This is a genomic window from Sinomonas halotolerans, assembly GCF_039615075.1.
GTDB lineage: Bacteria > Actinomycetota > Actinomycetes > Actinomycetales > Micrococcaceae > Sinomonas > Sinomonas halotolerans.
The window spans coordinates 340468-357933 of the sequence record NZ_JBDFRB010000002.1 but is presented as its reverse complement, the minus strand read 5'-3'; the positions used below and the strand labels follow the sequence as shown (position 1 = coordinate 357933).

Here is a 17466-nt window from a genome sequence, read left to right as displayed (position 1 = left end):
TGTACCCGGCCATCAGGTTGGTTGCAGTCGGCTGGTCGGGGGCTTGCCTCCGAGTGCGCTGTGGCTACGTTGAGTGTTGTAGTGCTCGAGCCAGGGTGCAAGTGCTTCGGTGCGTTGGTCGTTGCTGGTGAAGGGCTGGCGGTAGGCCCACTCGGTCTGCAGGGTGCGGTTGAGACGTTCCACCTTGCCGTTCTGCCAGGGGCAGTGGGGCCGGATGAACTTCTGGCGGATGCCATGCCTGGCGCAGACCTCGCCCAGGGAGTACCGGTAGGCGAAGGCGTTGTCGGTCATGAGCCGCTCGATGCGGGCGATCCCGTGGGCGGCGAAGTAGGCGACCGCCCGGTCGAGGAAGCCGGCACAGGTGGTGCCCTTCTCGTCCGGGAGGATCTCGGAGTAGGCCAGCCGGGAGAAGTCGTCCACGAGCGAGTGCACGTAGTCGAAGCCGATCGGGCCCTTCTTGTGCTTGTGGGCCACGGTCGCTTCCCTGCCGAGGGCGCGCCAGCCTCCTCCGTCCGGGATCCGGCCGAGCTTCTTCACGTCCATGTGGACCAGCTCGCCGGGCCGTTTGCGTTCGTAGCGCACGGCTGTGGCCTTGCTGGAGCGGATCAGCTCTCCGCTCATCGGGTCGAGCGCTGCCAGGGGCGGCAGGCCGTTGCGGGCCAGGAACCGCGAGACCGTCCGGGGCGGCACCTCGAGCTGGGCCCCGATCCAAGCGGGCCCACGCCGTTCGCTCTGGCGCAGGTCGATGATCCGCTGCTCGAGCTCGGCGCTGGTCTTTCTCGGGCAGCTGTGCGGACGGGAGGAGCGGTCGTGGAGGCCGTCCTCGCCCTCCTCGGCGTAGCGGTCGATCCAAGTCTTCACGCACTTGCGCGAGATGCCCATCGCCGAGGCGAGGTGGGCCTGCTTCCACCCCTCGAGATGGCGGCGGACGATCAGCAGGCGGCCATGGAAGGTCAGGCGGGCGTTACCGTGGGACAAGAGAGCCTCCGGGGTCAGGTGAAAGCCTTCGACAAGCCACACCCCACCCGGAGGCTCTCCCTACGTCAACACGACTCGCCTGCCACCAACGTCATGACCCGGTACACCTAGCCGGTCCAGACGACCGTTTCGGGGCTAGGGTGGCGGCATGGACGAGTACGCGGTGTTCCTGCGCGGTGTCAACGTCGGCGGCGTGACCCTGAAGATGGCCGAGGTGCGCGAGGCATTCGCCGCGCTCGGCGAGGGCGTGCACACCCTCCTCGCGAGCGGCAACATCGTGCTCTCCTCGGACAGGGGTGCCGCAGAGCTCAAGGCTGCTGCCGAGCGGACGCTGAGGGACCGGTTCGGCTATGACGCCTGGGTCGTGGTCCTCTCGCGCACGGAGCTCGACCAGATCGTCTCCGCCTGCCCGTACCCCGCCGACGACGGGTCCACGCACTCCTACGTGACGCTGGGCTCCGACCCCGCGGCCCTCGACGCGCTCTGGGAGGCCACGGGCCCGGACTCCCCGGGGGACGGCACCGACGAACGCCGACGGCTCTCCCCCATGGCCCTCGCCTGGCGGTGCCCGAAGGGAGCGACGCTCGAGTCGCCCCTGTCCAAGGCCACGGCGAAGCCGAAGTTCAAGGCCACGACCACCACGCGCAACCTGCGCACGCTCCTCAAGGTCCAGGCAGCCTTCGGCTGAGTCCCCTGCGGGCCCCCGACGTCCCCGGCGGCCTCGCCGCCCTCAGCCGCGGGCGCGGGCGAGCGCTGCGCTGAAGGCCTCGCAGCGGGCCACCTGCTCCACGACCGGCGCAGCGACCTCCCGCTCGGCGACGGCACGCACCGCCTCGGCGAGCCTTCGGCGGGCCCTGGCGGCCCGGCGTCGTGCGCCCAGCGCCGCGACCGGCGCGAGCGCCAGCCCGAGGACGATCCCTAGCAGCCCCCCGCCCGCGATCATGAGGGTGGGCACGGGCCAGTCCTCCACGCGCGGCGCGGCCGGGACCGGGAGCTGGAGGTAGCCGAGCAGCGCAAGCACCCCGAGCCACGCGGCACCGCCGAGAGCAGTCACGAGCGCGAGCCACTGGAGCACGTTCGCGAGGCCCCACCACCACGAGCGGCGGCGGGCGCCGAGGTCCGTTGACGCGACCGCCTGGTCGAGAGCGTCCGGCAGGCCTTCGCGGCCGTCGCGGGCGGCAGCCCGGATCGCGGCGCGCCACGGCCCGGGGGCGCCCTCCGAGGCAGCGTCCGCGAAGGCCCTGACAGCCGCATCGGTGCGGGCGCGGCCCGCCGCCGTCTCCGCAGGGAGGGACGTGCGGTGCACGTGCGGCGCGTCCTCCACCGGGCGCAGGCCGAGCCGCTGCAGGGGATCGCACCCGAACCGGCCGAGCCAGCGCGTGACCGGCCAGCCCGTCCGGCGCCCGGCCTCGCGCCGGTACGAGGCGCGCACGGCATCGACCACGAGGGGCACGTTCGCGGCTTCGGCGAGCTCGGCCGCGAGCCGCTTCGACGCATCGCCGCGCACGCCAGCCGGGCGACCGGTGCCCGACGCCTCGGCAAGCTCCGCAGCAGTGGAGGCGACGTCCGCCTCGAGCCGCTCGGTCGCGGCACGCCGCGAAGCGGCCACCCGGGCAATCGCAGCGCGCACCTCCCCCACTCCCGCGCCCGTGGCCGCGGAGGCGGCGATGAGGGGTACCCGCGCCAGGCCTTCGGAGGCGAGGAGCGACGAGAGGGACTCGACGACGGGAGGCAGCTCGGCGGCCGCGAGCCGGTCGGTCTGGTTCAGCACAGCGAGGGTCACGGCCCCGTGGCCGCCGAACCGGCGCAGGTAGCCGGTGTGCAGGGCGTCATCGGCGTACTTCTGGGGGTCGAGCACCCACACCATGACGTCCACCATCCCGACCATGCGCTCGACCACGTCCCGGTGCTCGAGCGCCGTCGAGTCGAAGTCGGGCAGGTCCAGGAGGATGAGCCCGGTCGCGTCGTCGGCGAAGCCCTCCACCGGCGCTGCCGCATGGCGGCGCCCGACGCCGAGCCAGTCCAGGAGCGCGTCGCTCCCCTCGGTTCCCCACACGGCGGCGAGGGGCTCGCTCGTGGTGGGGCGCCGTGCGGCCGCGGTCGCGACGGGGGCGCCCAGGACGGCGTTGAACAGGGACGACTTGCCGCTGCCGGTCGCGCCGAAGAAGCCGACCACGGTGTGAGCGGCCGAGAGGGACCGGCGGGACGAGGCCCGGTCCAGCACGCGGTAGGCGCCCTCGAGGACTTCCGGCGGCAGCACGCCCTCAGCCAGCCCACGGGCCTCGTTGAGGGCGTCGAGCCGCTCCCCGAGGACGGAGGCGCTGCGCTTCCCGCGGTGCCGGCTCATGCACTCCTCCCGAGCGCCGCGATTCGGCGGGCCGAACCCCTGAGCGCCTCGACGGCGTCGGACGAGTCCACTGCCTCGAGTCGGCCCTCGAAGCGCGCGAGCTCACCGGCCAGGAGCCCCTCGCAGCGCGCCGTGAGGTCCTCGCGGGCGATGCGGGCGAGCCTGCGCACCGTGTCCTCGCCGAACACCGCCTCGAGGACCTTCTGCCCCACCACCGCGGTACCGGCCGCGATCCCGCCCTCGACGAGGGTGAGGCCGCCGGTCGTGGAGAACACGACGACCATGAGCGATGCCCCGAGGCCGTTGATCCCGAAGGAGAGCCAGCGCGCCCGCATGCGCTTGCCCGCGCCCTCCCGGCGGATCAGCTCGAGGAGGCCCGCCTGCCACGCGCGGATCTCCGCGGACGCCCGGTCCGCGAACCCGGGCGAGACGCCGGAGAGGTCCTCCGCGCCCAGGAGGGCACGGCCGGCCGGGTCAGCGCGCCAGCGGCGGTCGGCGTCCTCGGCGGCGGTGGCCGCCTCGTCGACGATGACCGCGAGCAGGCCGGTGCCGATCGCCACCTCGATCTGGACCGTGGGCTGCGGGTCGCCTCGGAAGAAGGCCCCGAAGCGGTCCCGCATGCGCCCGATCCGCTGTTCGACCCCACGGATGAACTCGCCGGTGCCCACGAAGTCCTGCCACCTCGCGAGCACCTCCCCGCGGAGGAGGGCGCCGTCCCGGGTCGAGGCCCCGACCCGATCGAGGGCCTCCCGGTAGGCGGAGGCCGCGTCCCCGGACAGTGCCGCGGCGGCAGCGCGCTGGGCATCCGCGGCGTCGGCCACCCCTGCGGCGCGCTGCGCGAGGGCGCGCACGGCGCCGTCGAGGGTCTGGCGTGCGACGGCGGCTCGGCCGGCCGCGTCTGCGGCGAGCCCCGAGAGCCACGCGCGCAGGGGCGCCACGGAATCCTCGGGCAGCATGCCGAGGCCGTCGAGCCCCGTCTCACGGACGACGAAGAGCCGCGCCGAGCCGAGTCCCTGCCGTGCGAGCATGGCGGCGAGGTCCTCGCGGACCTCCTCTTCGGCGTCGGCCGGGACCCTGTCCAGGACGACCGCGACGGTGATGTCCCGTGCCGCGGCGTCGGCGAGCAGGCGCCAGGGCACCGCATCGGCGTAGCGGTTGGCGGTCGTGACGAACACCCAGAGGTCCGCGGCGGCAAGGAGCTGGCCGGCGAGCGCGCGGTTCGCCTCGGAGACCGAGTCGACGTCTGGGGCGTCCAGGAGGGCGAGCCCGCTGGGGACGCTGTCCTCGGCTAGGAGCACGATACTGCCCATGGCGTCCGGGTCCGGGGCGGGCCCCGCCTGGGCGGCCGGCACCGAGACTTCGGCCCTCGCCCCCCGGACGCGTGCTAGGCCGGGCAGGACGCGGGTGCCCTCGAACCAGGCAGCGTCATCGGGATGGTGGACGAGGAGGGGCTGCCTGGTGGTGGGGCGCACTGCGCCTGCCCTCGTGACGGGATGGCCCACCAGGGCGTTGACGAGCGTCGACTTGCCAGCGCCGGTGGAACCGCCGACCACGGCCAGCAGCGGCGCCTCCAGACTGCGGTAGCGGGGCAGGACGTAGTCCTCGAGCTGTGCGAGCGCGGCAGCAGCATCCCGCCGCGCAGCCTCGGCACCTTCAGCCGCGAGCGGGAGCCGCAGCCCGGCGAGGGCGCGGCCGAACTCCTCCAGGAGGGCGAGGGCCTCCGCTGGCGGCGGGCTGTCAGACGCTGTCGTGGGGGAACTCACGCCCCCCATCATGCCGGATGCGTCACTCACCGGATACCGGCGGGTTGGGTTCGGGGATCATGGCCCAGGCCCGGGCCACGCGGCCCGCGGCTGGCCGCGACGCGGCAGGATCCACTGGGGCCGGAACGCGAAAAGCCCCCGGCCGCGAGGACCGGGGGCTTGTTCGTGACCCCAGCGGGATTCGAACCCGCGTTACCGCCGTGAGAGGGCGGCGTACTAGGCCGCTATACGATGGGGCCTTGCACTGTCCTGCCCGAGGGCAGGACCCCTGCCTCCCTGAGGAGGACTTCCGCCTCCCTGAGGAGGACCTGTGGCCGGCACCGGATTGCTCCGGACCGATCCGTGACCCCAGCGGGATTCGAACCCGCGTTACCGCCGTGAGAGGGCGGCGTACTAGGCCGCTATACGATGGGGCCGAGGTACTTTGCCGACTGCCGGACTGGATTCCCGAGAGGGTTCCGCATCCGCGCGTTCTCCATCAGGCCGTGAAGGCCTTCCGGAGCTGGGATACCAGGACTCGAACCTAGAATGACGGTACCAGAAACCGTAGTGTTGCCAATTACACCATATCCCACTGCGTTCCAGGCCTCGGCGCTTGCCCTCTCGGACCCGCTCCGTGCCCTTCAGCACGAGTAATTACTGTACCCGATGCTCTCCCGGCCGCCAAATCGACCGGAGGCGCTCGGCCCGTCGCCGCGGACAGCCCTTGCGCATGTGACCCAGGTCATGTTTACTCTGGCGAAGTTACTGCACAGTAACAAGCCGTCGCACTGGCAGCGCCCTGCCAGCAGCGTCTCTGGAGAGACCGTTCCGCCCTCCCCGTGCCGGCAGCGCCGCCGGCCAGAGCCGAGAGGACCCCATGACCCTCCGAACCCTTCTGCGCCCCGCACCGTCGGACCGCGCGAGCACCAGCCCAAAACGCCCTGCACAGCTCGCCGGCGGGTCGCCGGCTCGGCCGCGGAAGGCCGTGACCGTGGTCCTTGCCGTGCTGCTCGTCGCCCTGGCGGCCTTCTACACTCTCCTCACCGCCAGGGTCGCCGACGGCGCATCCCAGCTGAGGACAGGCACCGCCGCCGCGAGCGAGGGCGCAGCGGCGCTGGACGACGGCGCCTCCACGGCGGCCGCCGGCTCGGCGGCTCTCGCCGACGGGGCAGCCAAGGCCGAAGCCGGGGCCGGGAAGGCCTCCGAGGGCGCCACCGCACTCGCCAACGGCGCAGCACGCCTCCGCGACGGGATCCAGGACAGGCTCGCCCCCGGGACCGGCAGGCTCGTCGAGGGCGCACAGCGGCTCGCCACCGGCACGGAGAAGGTCCGCGCCGACGTCCGCAACAAGCTCGCCCCCGGGGTGTACAGGGTGGACGCCGGCGCCCAGAGGATCAGCGCCGCGACCGCACGGCTCGGAGCCGTCCTGACGCCCTCGGCCTCAGGGAACACCCCCGGCAACCTCGCCGACGGAGCCGCCCGCCTCGCTGACGGCGCCTCCAAGGTCTCGGCAGGCGCAGCGCAGCTGCGCGGCTACCCCGGCCCCGGCGGCGACGCGACGCAGGGCAGCGGCTCCGCGGCGCTGGCCCAGGGGCTCGCGGCACTCCTCGCTGCAGCGGAAGGACCGGAGGGCCTCGTGCCGCTCGGCGTGGTCAAGGACAAGATCGCCGCGCTCGCCGGGGGCGCCGCCCGCCTGGATGCGGGCGCAGCCCGTCTCGCCGACGGGGCGGCACAGCTCGACGGGGGCGCGGCTCGGCTCCGGGACGGGGTGGGAACCCTGAGTGCGAAGGTCACGGGCCGCAGCCCCGACTCCCCCGGCCTTGTCCTGGGAGCGGAGATGCTCGCCGAGGGGACGCGCGCCGTCGTCGTGGGGATGGACGGCGTGCCCGGGAACCCGGAGCGCCCCGGGCTCCTCAAGGCGACCGCCTCGCTGAGCGAGGGCAGCGCCCGCCTCGCCGACGGTGCGGGGCAGCTCCAGACCGGCATCACCGGAGCCGGGAAGGACCCCGGCCTGCTCGGCGGGGTAAAGGCCCTCGCCGACGGCGCCGCCCGCCTCTCCGACGGGAATGCCGCGCTCGCCGCTGGCGCCGTGAAGATCAAGGGCGGCGCCGACAGACTCGCGGACGGGACCGAGAAGATCGCCGACGGTGCAGGGAGGCTCTCCGGTGGCAGCACCCGGATCGCCGAGGGCACCGTGCGCCTCCATTCAGCGGTGGCCAGTGCCTCGCCCACCGGGGACGGCGCTCCTGCCGCCCTCGCGATCGTCGGCGCCCTTGCCGTGGCCGCAGCGGTGGCCGCCCTCGTGCAGGCAGGCGCGCGCCGCCGCCCGGCAACGGCAGCCTGACCGCCAGGGACCCCACAACCGGCCGGCAGGGACCCCACAACCGGTCGGCAGGGACCCCACAACCGACCGCCAGGGACCCCACAGCCGATACGGGGTCCCTGGCGGCTTGGTACGGGGTCCCTGGCCGCTCGATGCGGGGTCTCAGCCGAGGCCGAGCAGGGCCGGGACCTCCGCGAGGCTCGCGACCTGCCGGGGCACGGCAGCCGCAACGTCCTCGGCGAGGACGGCCTCGCGGCGGTTGAGCCAGATGCCGCAGAGCCCGGCGGCGGCCGCTCCGATGACGTCGTGGGCCGGGTTGTCGCCCACGTAGACGGTCTCTGACGCGCCGGTGCCGAGCTGGCGCAGGCCCTCGTGGAAGATCGCCGGATCGGGCTTCGCGGCCCCCACTGCGTCGATCCCCACGAGGGTCCGGACCCGGTCCAGGCCCGCGTGGTCGAGCTTCGCCCGCTGGTAGTCGTGGACGTTGTTGCTCACGGCGCCGTACGCGATCCCGGCCGAATCGAGGACGTCCAGGAACGGCACCACGTCGTCGAACGCGGCGACGTAGGCAGGCTGGGCGCTCTCGTAGGCGGACAGCCATGCAACCGCGTGGTCCGCCGACTCGAATTCCGCGCCGAAGTGCGCGAGGCACCGCTCGGCCCGGAGGATCCGCTGCTGCGCGAAGGTGATGGCACCGGCGATGTACTGGGCATAGATGTCGTCCGAGCCGCGCGTGAAGATGCGGCAGAACGCAGCCCACTCCTCCTCGCCGAGGCCGGGCAGGAGCGGGCCGGTCACCTCGCGCAGAGCACGGTCCATCGCGCCCTCGAGGTCTACGAGCGTCTCGTCGATGTCCAGCAGCACGCCGCGCACGGTCTGGGGCACGGGCACGACGGCGGGTGCGCCCCCGCCGTCGTCCGCGCGGTCGGTCTGCACGGCCTCAGCCACGGAATGCCCGGAGCCGGGCGAGCGAGGACTCCTTGCCCAGGATCACCATGGACTCGAAGAGCGGCGGGGAGACCCGGCGCCCCGAGACGGCGACCCGGACCGGGCCGAAGGCCAGACGCGGCTTGATGCCGAGGCCGTCCACGAGCGCGGCGCGCAGGGCGTCCTGGATGGCCTCAGCCGTCCAGTCCGCGGTCGGCTCGAGCGCGGCGAGCGCGGCGTCGAGGACCTCCTCGAGGTTCGCGGGCAGGCCCTTGCGCGCGTCGTCCGCGACGGTGATCTCGGAGTCCTGCGCAAAGAGGAAGCCGAGCATCTCCGGCGCCTCGCCGAGCAGCGTGATCCGCTCCTGGATGAGCGGCGCAGCCTCGGCGAGGATGGCCTCCTCGCGCTCCGTGAGCGTCTCCCCCACGATCCCGGCCGCGCGCAGGTACGGGACGAGCCGCGCCCGGAAGTCCTCGGGCTCGAGCATGCGCACGTGCGTTCCGTTGATGGCCTCGGCCTTCTTCACATCGAACCGGGCCGGGTTGGGCAGGACCGAGGAGATGTCGAAGTTCGCCGTGAGCTGGTCGACCGTGAAGATGTCCTCGTCCGCGGAGAGCGACCAGCCCAGGAGTGCCAGGTAGTTCAGGAGGCCCTCGGGGATGAACCCGCGGTCGCGGTGGTGGAACAGGTTGGACTCGGGGTCCCGCTTGGACAGCTTCTTGTTGCCCTCGCCCATGACGTAGGGAAGGTGGCCGAAGAGCGGCATGTAGCCCGCGACCCCGACCGCGTGCAGGGCCGAGTAGAGCGCCACCTGGCGGGGGGTCGAGGAGAGCAGGTCCTCGCCGCGCAGAACGTGGGTGATGCCCATGAGCGCGTCGTCGACCGGGTTGACGAGCGTGTACAGGGGCGAGCCGTCCGCGCGGACCACCACGAAGTCCGGCACGGAGCCTGCCTTGAACCGGATCTCGCCGCGGATGAGGTCGTCGAAGACCACGTCCTCCTCCGGCATCCGGAACCGGAGTACGGGCTCGCGGCCCTCGGCCCGGAAGGCAGCGATCTGCTCGGCCGTGAGGTCGCGGTCGGAGTTGTCGTAGCCCAGCTTCGGGTCGCGGCCGGCGGCCTTGTGGCGCGCCTCGATCTCGGCAGGGGTCGAGTAGGACTCGTACAGGAAGCCGGCGTCCTTGAGCTTGGCGGCCACCTCGCGGTACAGGTCGAGGCGCTGCGACTGGCGGTACGGTGCGTGGGGGCCGCCGACGTCGATCCCCTCGTCCCACGTGAGGCCCAGCCAGGTGAGGGCCTCCACGATCTGCTGGTAGCTCTCCTCCGAGTCGCGCTGCGCGTCCGTGTCCTCGATGCGGAACACGAACGTCCCGCCCGTGTGGCGGGCGTACGCCCAGTTGAAGAGCGCCGTCCGCACGAGGCCCACGTGCGGGGTGCCGGTCGGCGACGGGCAGAAGCGCACGCGCACCGGCGTGTCCGGCGTGACGGACGGGATGGACGAGGACGGGGCAGCAGCGAGCTCGGCGGAGGAAGTCATAGTGGCACCATTCTAGGGCGCGCACGACCGGGTTGGACAGCGTGCCGAGCCCCTCGATCTCGACCTCGACCCGCTGCCCCTCGGAGACGATCCCGACGCCCGCCGGGGTCCCCGTCATGATGACGTCGCCCGGCAGGAGGGTGAAGGCGCTCGAGACGGCCGCGACGAGCTCGCGGACTCCGAAGACCATGTCCGCGGTGGTCCCGTCCTGCCGGACCTCGCCGTCCACGCGCGTGACGAGGGCGAGGTCCTCGGTGTCCAGGTCGGTCTCGATCCACGGACCGAGCGGCTTGGACGTGTCGAAGGACTTCGCACGCGCCCACTGGAGGTCGGTGCGCTGCCTGTCCCGGGCCGTGAAGTCGTTGCCCACGGTGTAGCCGAAGATGACATCCGCCGCCTTCTCGGCCGGCACGTCCTTGCAGATGCGCCCGATGACGACGCACAGCTCGCCCTCGTAGGAGACCTCCTCGCTCCACTCGGGAAGGACCACAGGGTCTCCGGGGCCCACGACCGCGGTGTTGGCGACGAGGAACATCGACGGCTCGCCCGGCACGTCGTTGCCCATCTCCTTCGCGTGGTCCGCGTAGTTCCGGCCGATCCCCACGATCTTGCTGCGGGGGATGATCGGGGCGAGGAGGCGGACGTCCTCGAGGGCGTGGGTGACGCCCGTGGGCTCGATCCCGGTGAAGAACGGGTCGCCCTTGATGACGGCGACCCGCTCGCGCCCCGGCTCGCCCTGGACGACGCCGTAGAAGGGGGCCGAGTCATCGGCAGAGGTACTGACACAACGGGCAATGCGCATGGCCCTACCCTATCGGCCTGCCTCCCGGGATGAGCGCGACGGCGCGTCCCCGCCTACTCGTCCCCGAGGCCCGTTCGCGTTGTCTGCTCTGGCAGCGTGTCCCAGAACGAGGCATCGACCGTCTCGATCGATCCGTCGGCGACCGCCCGGGCCGTGGCGCCCAGGGCGAGCACCGTCTGGCGGATGAGGTAGCCATTGCTCTTCTGGCCGAGCGCGTAGGGCTCGTAGAAGTGGTCTGACATGCCCCGCATCTCGAACAGGAGGGTCGAGATGCCGTACTCGCTCGCGATGCCGTTGCGGCTGATCGTGTTCGCCGTCCCGCCGATGTACTTGCCCAGATGCCCCCAGCCCGTGGGCTGGATGGCGTTGTACACCACTGCGCCCAGGCGCTTCGATCCCTCGACGACAGCCGGATCGACGGTGGGCGAGGTCGGGTAGAGGATGGAGCCGGAGACCAGCTTGCCGTCCACCTCGCTCTGGGTGCCCTGGTGGTGCAGGTCGATCATGTAGTCCACCGCGTACTTCGCCATGACGTTCTCGTGCAGAGCACGGGTCTCGGGCTGGAGCCTTGTCACATGGTCACGGTTGAGGTCGACCCCCACGGCGTTGTATCGGGTGAGGTGGCGGCCGCCGTCGGCCACGTAGTCGTCAAGGGGGAAGTCGACGTCGCCCATCGCCCCGTCCGGGTTGAGCATCGGCACCACGAGGATGTTGACGCCCTCGAGGACGCCGGATGTGCTCGCGGTGCCGAGGCTCCGGATGAACGCCAGGGCGCCCTCGGTGGTCAGCTGCTCGTTCCCGTGCTGCTGCGTGAGGTACAGGATGGTCGGCTTGGAGGGGTCCGAGATGTACTTCGCGAGGTAGAGGTCCCGCCCCTTCACCGATTGGCCGATCACCTCGAGCTCCATGGCCGGCTGCTTCGCATCCTGGGCCATGAGCTCGGCGACCATCGAGTCGTAGGTGTGCAGTGCGGAAGTCTGGATGGACCCGTTGCCCGGGTTGGGGCCTTCGCCCACGGCGCGCGCGGCTCCCGCCCCGACGCCGCCGATCGTGAGGAGTCCTGCAAGTACTGCTGCCGAGAGCCGGCGGGGGATGGTCGTGTGCATGTGGTGCTCTGCCTTCCTGGCGCCCCGAGCGGCGCCGGTGGGGCATCCATCGCGGATGCGCGTGACACGTGTCACGCTAGCAGTCACACGGGATTCATGAAACGAAGGCTGCACGACTTGCGCTGAAATGTCGGGCGCCTGCCCCCCGCTGGCCGCAACGTCCCTCGCCGGCCGCGCCATCCCGTGCGGGAAGAGCGCGACGGCGCGTCCCCCGCTGAGTGGGGGACGCGCCGTCGTGCTGAGAACGCGTTGGCGCCAGAGGCTCCGGGCTAGGCGAGCTGCGTGAGCCAGCCGTGGAGGTCCTCGACCGCGCCCGTCTGGATCCCGAGCAGCTGCTCGCGGATCGCCATGGCGACCGACTCCCCTTCGAGCGTCGGGGTGACGAGCGAGCCGTCCTTGGTCTTGAGCTCCCCGATCGGCGTGATCACGGCGGCGGTGCCGCACGCGAAGACCTCCGTGAGCGTGCCGTCGGCGAGGGCCTGGCGCCACTCGTCGATCGTGATCCTGCGCTCCTGGACGGCGAGGCCGCGGTCCGCCGCGAGCTGCATGACGGAATCACGCGTGACGCCGTGGAGGATGTTGCCGTTGAGCGCCGGGGTGACGAGCGTGCCGTCCTTGAAGACGAAGAAGATGTTCATGCCGCCGAGCTCCTCGACAGCGAAGCCGTCCGTCGGGTCGAGGAAGAGCACCTGCTTGCAGCCGTTCGCCTCTGCCTCGAGCTGGGCCGCGAGCGAGGCGGCGTAGTTGCCGCCGCACTTCGCCTCGCCGGTGCCGCCGTGGCCTGCACGGGCGTAGTTCTCCGAGAGCCAGATGGAGACCGGCTTGAGCTCCCCGCCGAAGTAGTTCCCGGCCGGCGAGGCGATCACGCGGTAGGAGACCTCGCGGGCGGGGCGGACGCCGAGGAAGGCCTCCGTCGCGATCATGAACGGGCGCAGGTAGAGGGACTCGCCCTCGCCGTCCGGGACCCAGTCCCTGTCCACGGACACGAGCTGCTTGAGCGACTCGATGAAGACCTCCGGCGGGAGCTCGGGCAGCGCGAGGCGACGGGCCGAGCGGTTGAACCGGGCCGCGTTGGCCTCGGGACGGAACGTCCAGACGGAGCCGTCGGCGTGGCGGTATGCCTTGAGGCCCTCGAAGATCTCCTGCCCGTAGTGCAGGACGGAGGCCGCGGGGTCCATCGCGATGGGGCCGTACGGCTCGATGCGGGCGTCATGCCACCCGCCCTTGCCCTCCGAGTCGACCGTGTAGTCGACGACCGCGGTGTGGTCAGTGAAGTGGTTGCCGAATCCCGGGTTTGCCAGGATGGCCGCACGCTCCTGCGGGGTCTTCGGGGTCTCCGAGAGCCGCTTCGCGAAGTCAACGCCGAGGGCGTTCTGAGTCATGGTTCCTCCACATCATGCCGAGCCGGGAAGCAGCGCTGCTTCCGGCGTCGGGGCTGTCAGTTCCTACAGCTTACGCCCGCCTCCGGGGCGGGGAAGCCCGGCGCACGACGGCGATCACAGCGTCCGCCGTCGTCCTCGCTGCCGTCCGTGCTGCCGTCCGCGCTGCCGTCCTCGCCGTCGTGCGTGCTGCCGTCCGCACCGTCGCCCTCGCTGGCCGGGCGCCGCTAGAGCCGGGCGGCGATCGCGTCGCCGACTGCCGCCGTCGTGCGCGCCTCGCCCGGGGTGCGGGACTCGACGTCGGCCGTGACCGCCGCCTGAATGCGTGCCGCCGCCTCGGGCTGGCCGATGTGCTCGAGCAGGAGCGCGGCTGAGAGGATCGCGGCGGTCGGGTCGGCCTTCTGCTGGCCCGCGATGTCCGGGGCCGAGCCGTGGACGGGCTCGAACATGGACGGGGCCGTCCCGTCGAGGTTGATGTTGCCCGACGCGGCGAGGCCGATCCCGCCCGTGACGGCGCCGGCGAGGTCGGTGAGGATGTCGCCGAAGAGGTTGTCCGTGACGATCACGTCGAAGCGTGAGGGGTCCGTGACGAGGAAGATCGTCGCGGCGTCGACGTGGAGGTAGTCGTGCTCGACCTCGGGGAACTCCGCGGCGACGGCCTCGACCGTGCGCTTCCAGAGGTGGCCCGCGTAGACGAGGACGTTGTGCTTGTGGACGAGCGTGACCTTGCGGCGGCGTCCCTGTGCGCGGCGGAAGGCGTCGCGGACCACGCGCTCGACACCGTGTGCCGTGTTGACCGAGACCTCGGTGGCGATCTCATGCGGCGTGCCCACGCGGAGCGCGCCGCCGTTGCCCGTGTAGGGGCCCTCAGTGCCCTCGCGGACCACGACGAAGTCGATCTCGCCGGGGTTGGCGAGCGGGCTTCCCACGCCGGCGTAGAGCTTGGACGGGCGGAGGTTGACGCAGTGGTCGAGCGTGAAGCGGAGCTTGAGCAGGACCTCGCGCTCGAGGATGCCGGACGGGATGCGCGCGTCGCCGGGAGCCGCGCCGATCGCGCCGAAGAGGATCGCGTCGCGGCCGCGGATGTCGGCAAGCGTCTCCTCGCTGAGCGTCTCGCCGGTCGCGAGCCAGTGCTCGGCGCCGAGGCTGTAGCGGGTCTCCTTGAGCTCGAGGCCCGTGCCCTCGAGTGCCTTGTGGAGGACCTTGAGGGCCTCCGCCGTCACTTCCGGGCCGATGCCGTCACCGGGGATCACTGCGAGATCGAGCTGCGTCTGGGTCATGGCAGCAGGATATCGGCGCCATCCACATGCTGGGCATCTGGGTCTCACATTCCGGACCCGCTCCCGCCGAAATGGGGGTCTTGGCCGCCGAGATGGGGGGGCCATTGGTCCTCCACAGGCGGGCCGACACCGTGGAGTTGTCCACAATCTCCCCCGCAGCCGCCGGATCCGGCTCCCGTCACGCGAGACTCCCGTCATGGACCTGAACCTGAACCCGGACGCCCGGCAACGCATCGACGCCCTCGCGAGCCACACGCCGTCGCCCGTCCAGCTGCTCACCGCGGCCGACCTCCTCGCGGCCGGCATGGACCGGGCCGCGATCCGGCGCCTGGTCGATGCCAAGGAGCTCAGCCGGCACGAGCGCGGCATCTACGCACCCAACCTGTCTGGGACGCCGGACCCGATGGTGGTGCGGATCTGCGCGCACAGTGCCGCCGCAGCCGGGGCTTCGCACGTGTACAGCCACACCTCTGCAGCCCTCCTGTGGGGACTGTCCGTGTGGCGCGCCCGGCCCGTCGTGCACGTGGCCCATGCGAGTCGCGCAGGCGAGGCCGGCGCCCACGGGGATGTCGTCCGGCACAACCAGACCATCCCGGACCGCGACATCCGGATCCGCAATGGCATGCGGGTGACGTCCCTCGAGCGGACGGTCATCGACTGTGCACGCATTCTGCCGTTCGAGCTGGCCGTGATCATCGCCGACTCGGGCCTCGCCCACGGCGCCGAGCCCGAGGAACTGCGCCGTCTTGTCGTCGAGGGGAAGGGCACACGCGGGATCCGCCGGGTCCGCGAAGTCCTCGCCGGGGCGGACGGCCGGGCGGAATCCCCCGCGGAGACGCGCCTGAGGCTGCTCCTGGCCGAGTGGAACCTGCCGGAACCCGAGCTCCAGCTGTGGATCGCGACGGAGGGCGGGCGCGAGCGCGTGGACTTCGCGTGGACAGCGCGACGGCTCGTGATCGAGGTACACGGATTCGCCAAGTACTTCGACCATGGCCTTCCCGACGCAAAGGTCGCGGCCCAGCAGGCACGCGAGGCCCGGCTCGTCGCAGCAGGGTGGCGAGTGCTGAACATCTACTGGCCCGAGCTGGATGACCCGGAGGCACTGCGGGCCAAGGTGCGGTCGTTCCTCACGAGGCCACAGGCGCTCGGCTCGGTCGCATGAGGCGCACCGCACGCGGCGGGATGGACGCACGACGGCGAGTGGTCGCCGTCGTACGCCATGCAGCCGGCCAGGTCCCCCACCTCGGCGGTCCAGACCCCCACCTCGGCGGACAAGTCCCCCATTTCGGCGGACAAGTCCCCCATTTCGGCGGTCCAGACCCCCACCTCGGCGGTCCAGTCCCCCATTTCGGCGGACAAGTCCCCCATTTCGGCGGGGTCAGGGGGCGACGGGCTCCTCGTAGCGCGGGAAGATCGGGGCCGGGGCGGGCAGCTGCGCACCGGGCGCGATGGGAGCGGTGAGCGCCGTGAACAGCCGCGCCTCGCCCTCGGGCTGGCCCAGGGCGTCGAGCAGCCTCGCCGCGGACTCCGGCATCACGGGCTGGACGAGCAGCGCCACCCGGCGCACGACCTCGAGCGTCACGTACAGGACCGTCGCCATCCGCGCCGGATCAGTCTTGCGCAGGACCCACGGCTGCTGCTCGGCGAAGTAGGCGTTCGTGTCCCCGAGCACGCCCCAGACTGCCTCGAGCGCACGGGAGAACTCCTGCTTCTCGAAGGCCGCGCGCACCGATCCGAGCAGCCCAGCGGCCGCGTCGAGGATGGCACTGTCGGCGTCGGCGAGCTCACCCGGCTCCGGCACGACGCCTCCGAGGTTCTTCGCGACCATCGAGAGGGAGCGCTGGGCGAGGTTGCCCAGGTTGTTCGCGAGGTCGGCGTTCATGCGGCCCACGATCGCCTCGTGGCTGTAGGAGCCGTCGGCGCCGTAGGGGACCTCGCGGAGCAGGAAGTAGCGCATCGTGTCGAGGCCGTACTGCCCGATCATGTCCCGGGGCGCCACGACGTTGCCGAGCGACTTGGACATCTTCACGCCGTTGTTCTGCAGGAACCCGTGGATCATGACGCGCTTGGGCAGCTCGAGCCCCGCGCTCATGAGGAAGGCGGGCCAGTAGACCGCGTGGAACCGCGAGATGTCCTTGCCGATGATGTGCACGTCCGCGGGCCAGTACTTCCGGAACGCCTCGGACTCGGTGTCCGGGTAGCCCACGCCCGTGAGGTAGTTGGTGAGCGCGTCCACCCACACGTACATGACGTGGCTGTCCGACCCCGGGACCGGCACGCCCCAGTCGAAGGAGGTCCGGGAGATGGAGAGGTCCTCGAGCCCGCGCTTCACGAAGGAGATGACCTCGTTGAACCGGTAGCCCGGCGCCCCGAACTCGGGGTGCGACTCGTAGTACGCGAGCAGCCTGTCCTGGTACGCGGAGAGGCGGAAGAAGTAGCTCTCCTCGGCGGTCCACGTGAGCTCGGTGTCGGTCTCCTTCGAGTACCGCACGCCGTCCCGCACCACTGTGTCGTCCTCGGGGTAGAACGCCTCGTCGCGGACCGAGTACCAGCCCTCGTACTTGGAGAGGTAGATGTCCCCGTTGGCCTCCATGCGCTTCCAGAGGTCCTGCGCGGCGGCGTAGTGGTCCTCGTCCGTCGTGCGGATGAGGCGGTCGAAGCTCGTGCCCACGAGGGCGTGGACCTCGCGGTACACCACGGCCTGGCGGTCCACGAACTCCTTCGGCGTGATGCCCGCCTTCTGCGCTGTCTGCGCGATCTTGAGGCCGTGCTCGTCGGTGCCGGTGAGGAAGAAGACGTCGAACCCGTCGAGCCTCTTGAACCGCGCCATCGCGTCCGCCGAGATGTACTCGTACGCGTGGCCGATGTGCGGCTCGCCGTTCGGGTACGTGATGGCGGTGGTGATGTAGAACGGGGTCTTCGGCTCTGCTGGCGTCACCCTAAGAAATTACCCTAGGCGCGCCCTGCGCGGCGAACGGCGCTGTCGTGGTGGGTCACGCACCGCATTGCAGACGACGGCGACCCCCACCGCGGTCGGTGGGG

The 17466-nt window shown here is 71.7% G+C and carries 12 protein-coding genes, 3 tRNA genes and 1 pseudogene; 3 read left to right on the top strand and 13 right to left on the bottom strand.

The window, feature by feature from the left end; translation table 11 throughout:
* Positions 1-12: 12 nt before the first annotated feature.
* Positions 13-978 (bottom strand): IS481 family transposase, encoded by a 966-nt coding sequence (locus ABCQ75_RS04070; RefSeq protein WP_345883225.1) that lies wholly within the window; start codon positions 976-978, stop codon positions 13-15.
* A gap of 148 nt (positions 979-1126) precedes the next feature.
* On the opposite strand from ABCQ75_RS04070, the gene ABCQ75_RS04065 reads away from it, so the two are divergent.
* Positions 1127-1666, top strand: a complete 540-nt coding sequence (locus tag ABCQ75_RS04065; protein WP_345883224.1) for a DUF1697 domain-containing protein — start codon at positions 1127-1129, stop codon at positions 1664-1666.
* Between the two features lie 42 nt (positions 1667-1708).
* Here the strand turns inward: ABCQ75_RS04065 and ABCQ75_RS04060 are convergent, their stop codons facing one another.
* From ABCQ75_RS04060 to ABCQ75_RS04040, 5 genes are all read right to left on the bottom strand, one after another.
* Positions 1709-3325, bottom strand: a complete 1617-nt coding sequence (locus ABCQ75_RS04060) for a GTPase (RefSeq protein WP_345883223.1) — start codon at positions 3323-3325, stop codon at positions 1709-1711.
* Positions 3322-5097 carry a dynamin family protein gene (locus ABCQ75_RS04055; RefSeq protein WP_427916033.1) on the bottom strand — a complete coding sequence of 592 codons (1776 nt, stop codon included), beginning with the start codon at positions 5095-5097 and terminating at the stop codon, positions 3322-3324. The genes ABCQ75_RS04060 and ABCQ75_RS04055 overlap by 4 nt, the downstream gene beginning before the upstream one ends.
* A gap of 157 nt (positions 5098-5254) precedes the next feature.
* Positions 5255-5327 (bottom strand) — tRNA-Glu (locus ABCQ75_RS04050).
* 104 nt (positions 5328-5431) lie between these two features.
* Positions 5432-5504, bottom strand: a tRNA-Glu gene (locus ABCQ75_RS04045).
* 86 nt (positions 5505-5590) lie between these two features.
* Positions 5591-5662 (bottom strand) — tRNA-Gln (locus ABCQ75_RS04040).
* A gap of 393 nt (positions 5663-6055) precedes the next feature.
* On the opposite strand from ABCQ75_RS04040, the gene ABCQ75_RS04035 reads away from it, so the two are divergent.
* The gene (locus ABCQ75_RS04035) at positions 6056-7414 is read left to right on the top strand and encodes a hypothetical protein (RefSeq protein ID WP_345883222.1); all 1359 of its coding nucleotides are present in this window, start codon (positions 6056-6058) and stop codon (positions 7412-7414) included.
* Positions 7415-7555: 141 nt separating this feature from the next.
* Here the strand turns inward: ABCQ75_RS04035 and ABCQ75_RS04030 are convergent, their stop codons facing one another.
* The 6 genes and pseudogenes from ABCQ75_RS04030 to ABCQ75_RS04005 all read right to left on the bottom strand — a co-directional run bounded on the left by ABCQ75_RS04030 (position 7556) and on the right by ABCQ75_RS04005 (position 14424).
* The gene (locus ABCQ75_RS04030) at positions 7556-8329 is read right to left on the bottom strand and encodes an HAD family hydrolase (RefSeq protein WP_345883221.1); all 774 of its coding nucleotides are present in this window, start codon (positions 8327-8329) and stop codon (positions 7556-7558) included.
* A 4-nt stretch (positions 8330-8333) separates the two neighbouring features.
* Entirely contained in the window at positions 8334-9857 is a 1524-nt protein-coding gene (gene gltX, locus ABCQ75_RS04025; RefSeq protein ID WP_345883220.1) for a glutamate--tRNA ligase, read from the bottom strand.
* Between the two features lie 19 nt (positions 9858-9876).
* Positions 9877-10659, bottom strand: a pseudogene (locus tag ABCQ75_RS04020) (fumarylacetoacetate hydrolase family protein); the annotation flags it as partial.
* Between the two features lie 53 nt (positions 10660-10712).
* Positions 10713-11765, bottom strand: coding sequence for a M14 family zinc carboxypeptidase (locus ABCQ75_RS04015; RefSeq protein WP_345883219.1), 1053 nt, complete (start codon positions 11763-11765; stop codon positions 10713-10715).
* A 269-nt stretch (positions 11766-12034) separates the two neighbouring features.
* Positions 12035-13147 (bottom strand): branched-chain amino acid aminotransferase, encoded by a 1113-nt coding sequence (locus tag ABCQ75_RS04010; RefSeq protein WP_345883218.1) that lies wholly within the window; start codon positions 13145-13147, stop codon positions 12035-12037.
* 224 nt (positions 13148-13371) lie between these two features.
* The gene (locus ABCQ75_RS04005; protein WP_345883217.1) at positions 13372-14424 is read right to left on the bottom strand and encodes a 3-isopropylmalate dehydrogenase; all 1053 of its coding nucleotides are present in this window, start codon (positions 14422-14424) and stop codon (positions 13372-13374) included.
* A gap of 196 nt (positions 14425-14620) precedes the next feature.
* On the opposite strand from ABCQ75_RS04005, the gene ABCQ75_RS04000 reads away from it, so the two are divergent.
* Positions 14621-15586, top strand: coding sequence for a type IV toxin-antitoxin system AbiEi family antitoxin domain-containing protein (locus ABCQ75_RS04000; RefSeq protein ID WP_345883216.1), 966 nt, complete (start codon positions 14621-14623; stop codon positions 15584-15586).
* Positions 15587-15802: 216 nt separating this feature from the next.
* Here ABCQ75_RS04000 and metG read toward each other — a convergent pair whose 3' ends face one another.
* Positions 15803-17362: a methionine--tRNA ligase gene (gene metG, locus ABCQ75_RS03995; protein ID WP_345883215.1), complete on the bottom strand. Its 1560-nt coding sequence runs from the start codon at positions 17360-17362 to the stop codon at positions 15803-15805.
* Positions 17363-17466 lie beyond the last annotated feature (104 nt).

Excerpts from the sequence above, each read along its gene's own strand:
- ABCQ75_RS04065 (WP_345883224.1), top strand. The coding sequence starts at position 1,127 with ATGGACGAGTACGCGGTGTTCCTGCGCGGTGTCAACGTCGGCGGCGTG.
- ABCQ75_RS04060 (WP_345883223.1), bottom strand. The coding sequence starts at position 3,325 with ATGAGCCGGCACCGCGGGAAGCGCAGCGCCTCCGTCCTCGGGGAGCGG.
- ABCQ75_RS04055 (WP_427916033.1), bottom strand. The coding sequence starts at position 5,097 with ATGGGGGGCGTGAGTTCCCCCACGACAGCGTCTGACAGCCCGCCGCCA.
- gltX (WP_345883220.1), bottom strand. The coding sequence starts at position 9,857 with ATGACTTCCTCCGCCGAGCTCGCTGCTGCCCCGTCCTCGTCCATCCCG.
- ABCQ75_RS04015 (WP_345883219.1), bottom strand. The coding sequence starts at position 11,765 with ATGCACACGACCATCCCCCGCCGGCTCTCGGCAGCAGTACTTGCAGGA.
- ABCQ75_RS04010 (WP_345883218.1), bottom strand. The coding sequence starts at position 13,147 with ATGACTCAGAACGCCCTCGGCGTTGACTTCGCGAAGCGGCTCTCGGAG.
- ABCQ75_RS04005 (WP_345883217.1), bottom strand. The coding sequence starts at position 14,424 with ATGACCCAGACGCAGCTCGATCTCGCAGTGATCCCCGGTGACGGCATC.
- ABCQ75_RS04000 (WP_345883216.1), top strand. The coding sequence starts at position 14,621 with ATGGACCTGAACCTGAACCCGGACGCCCGGCAACGCATCGACGCCCTC.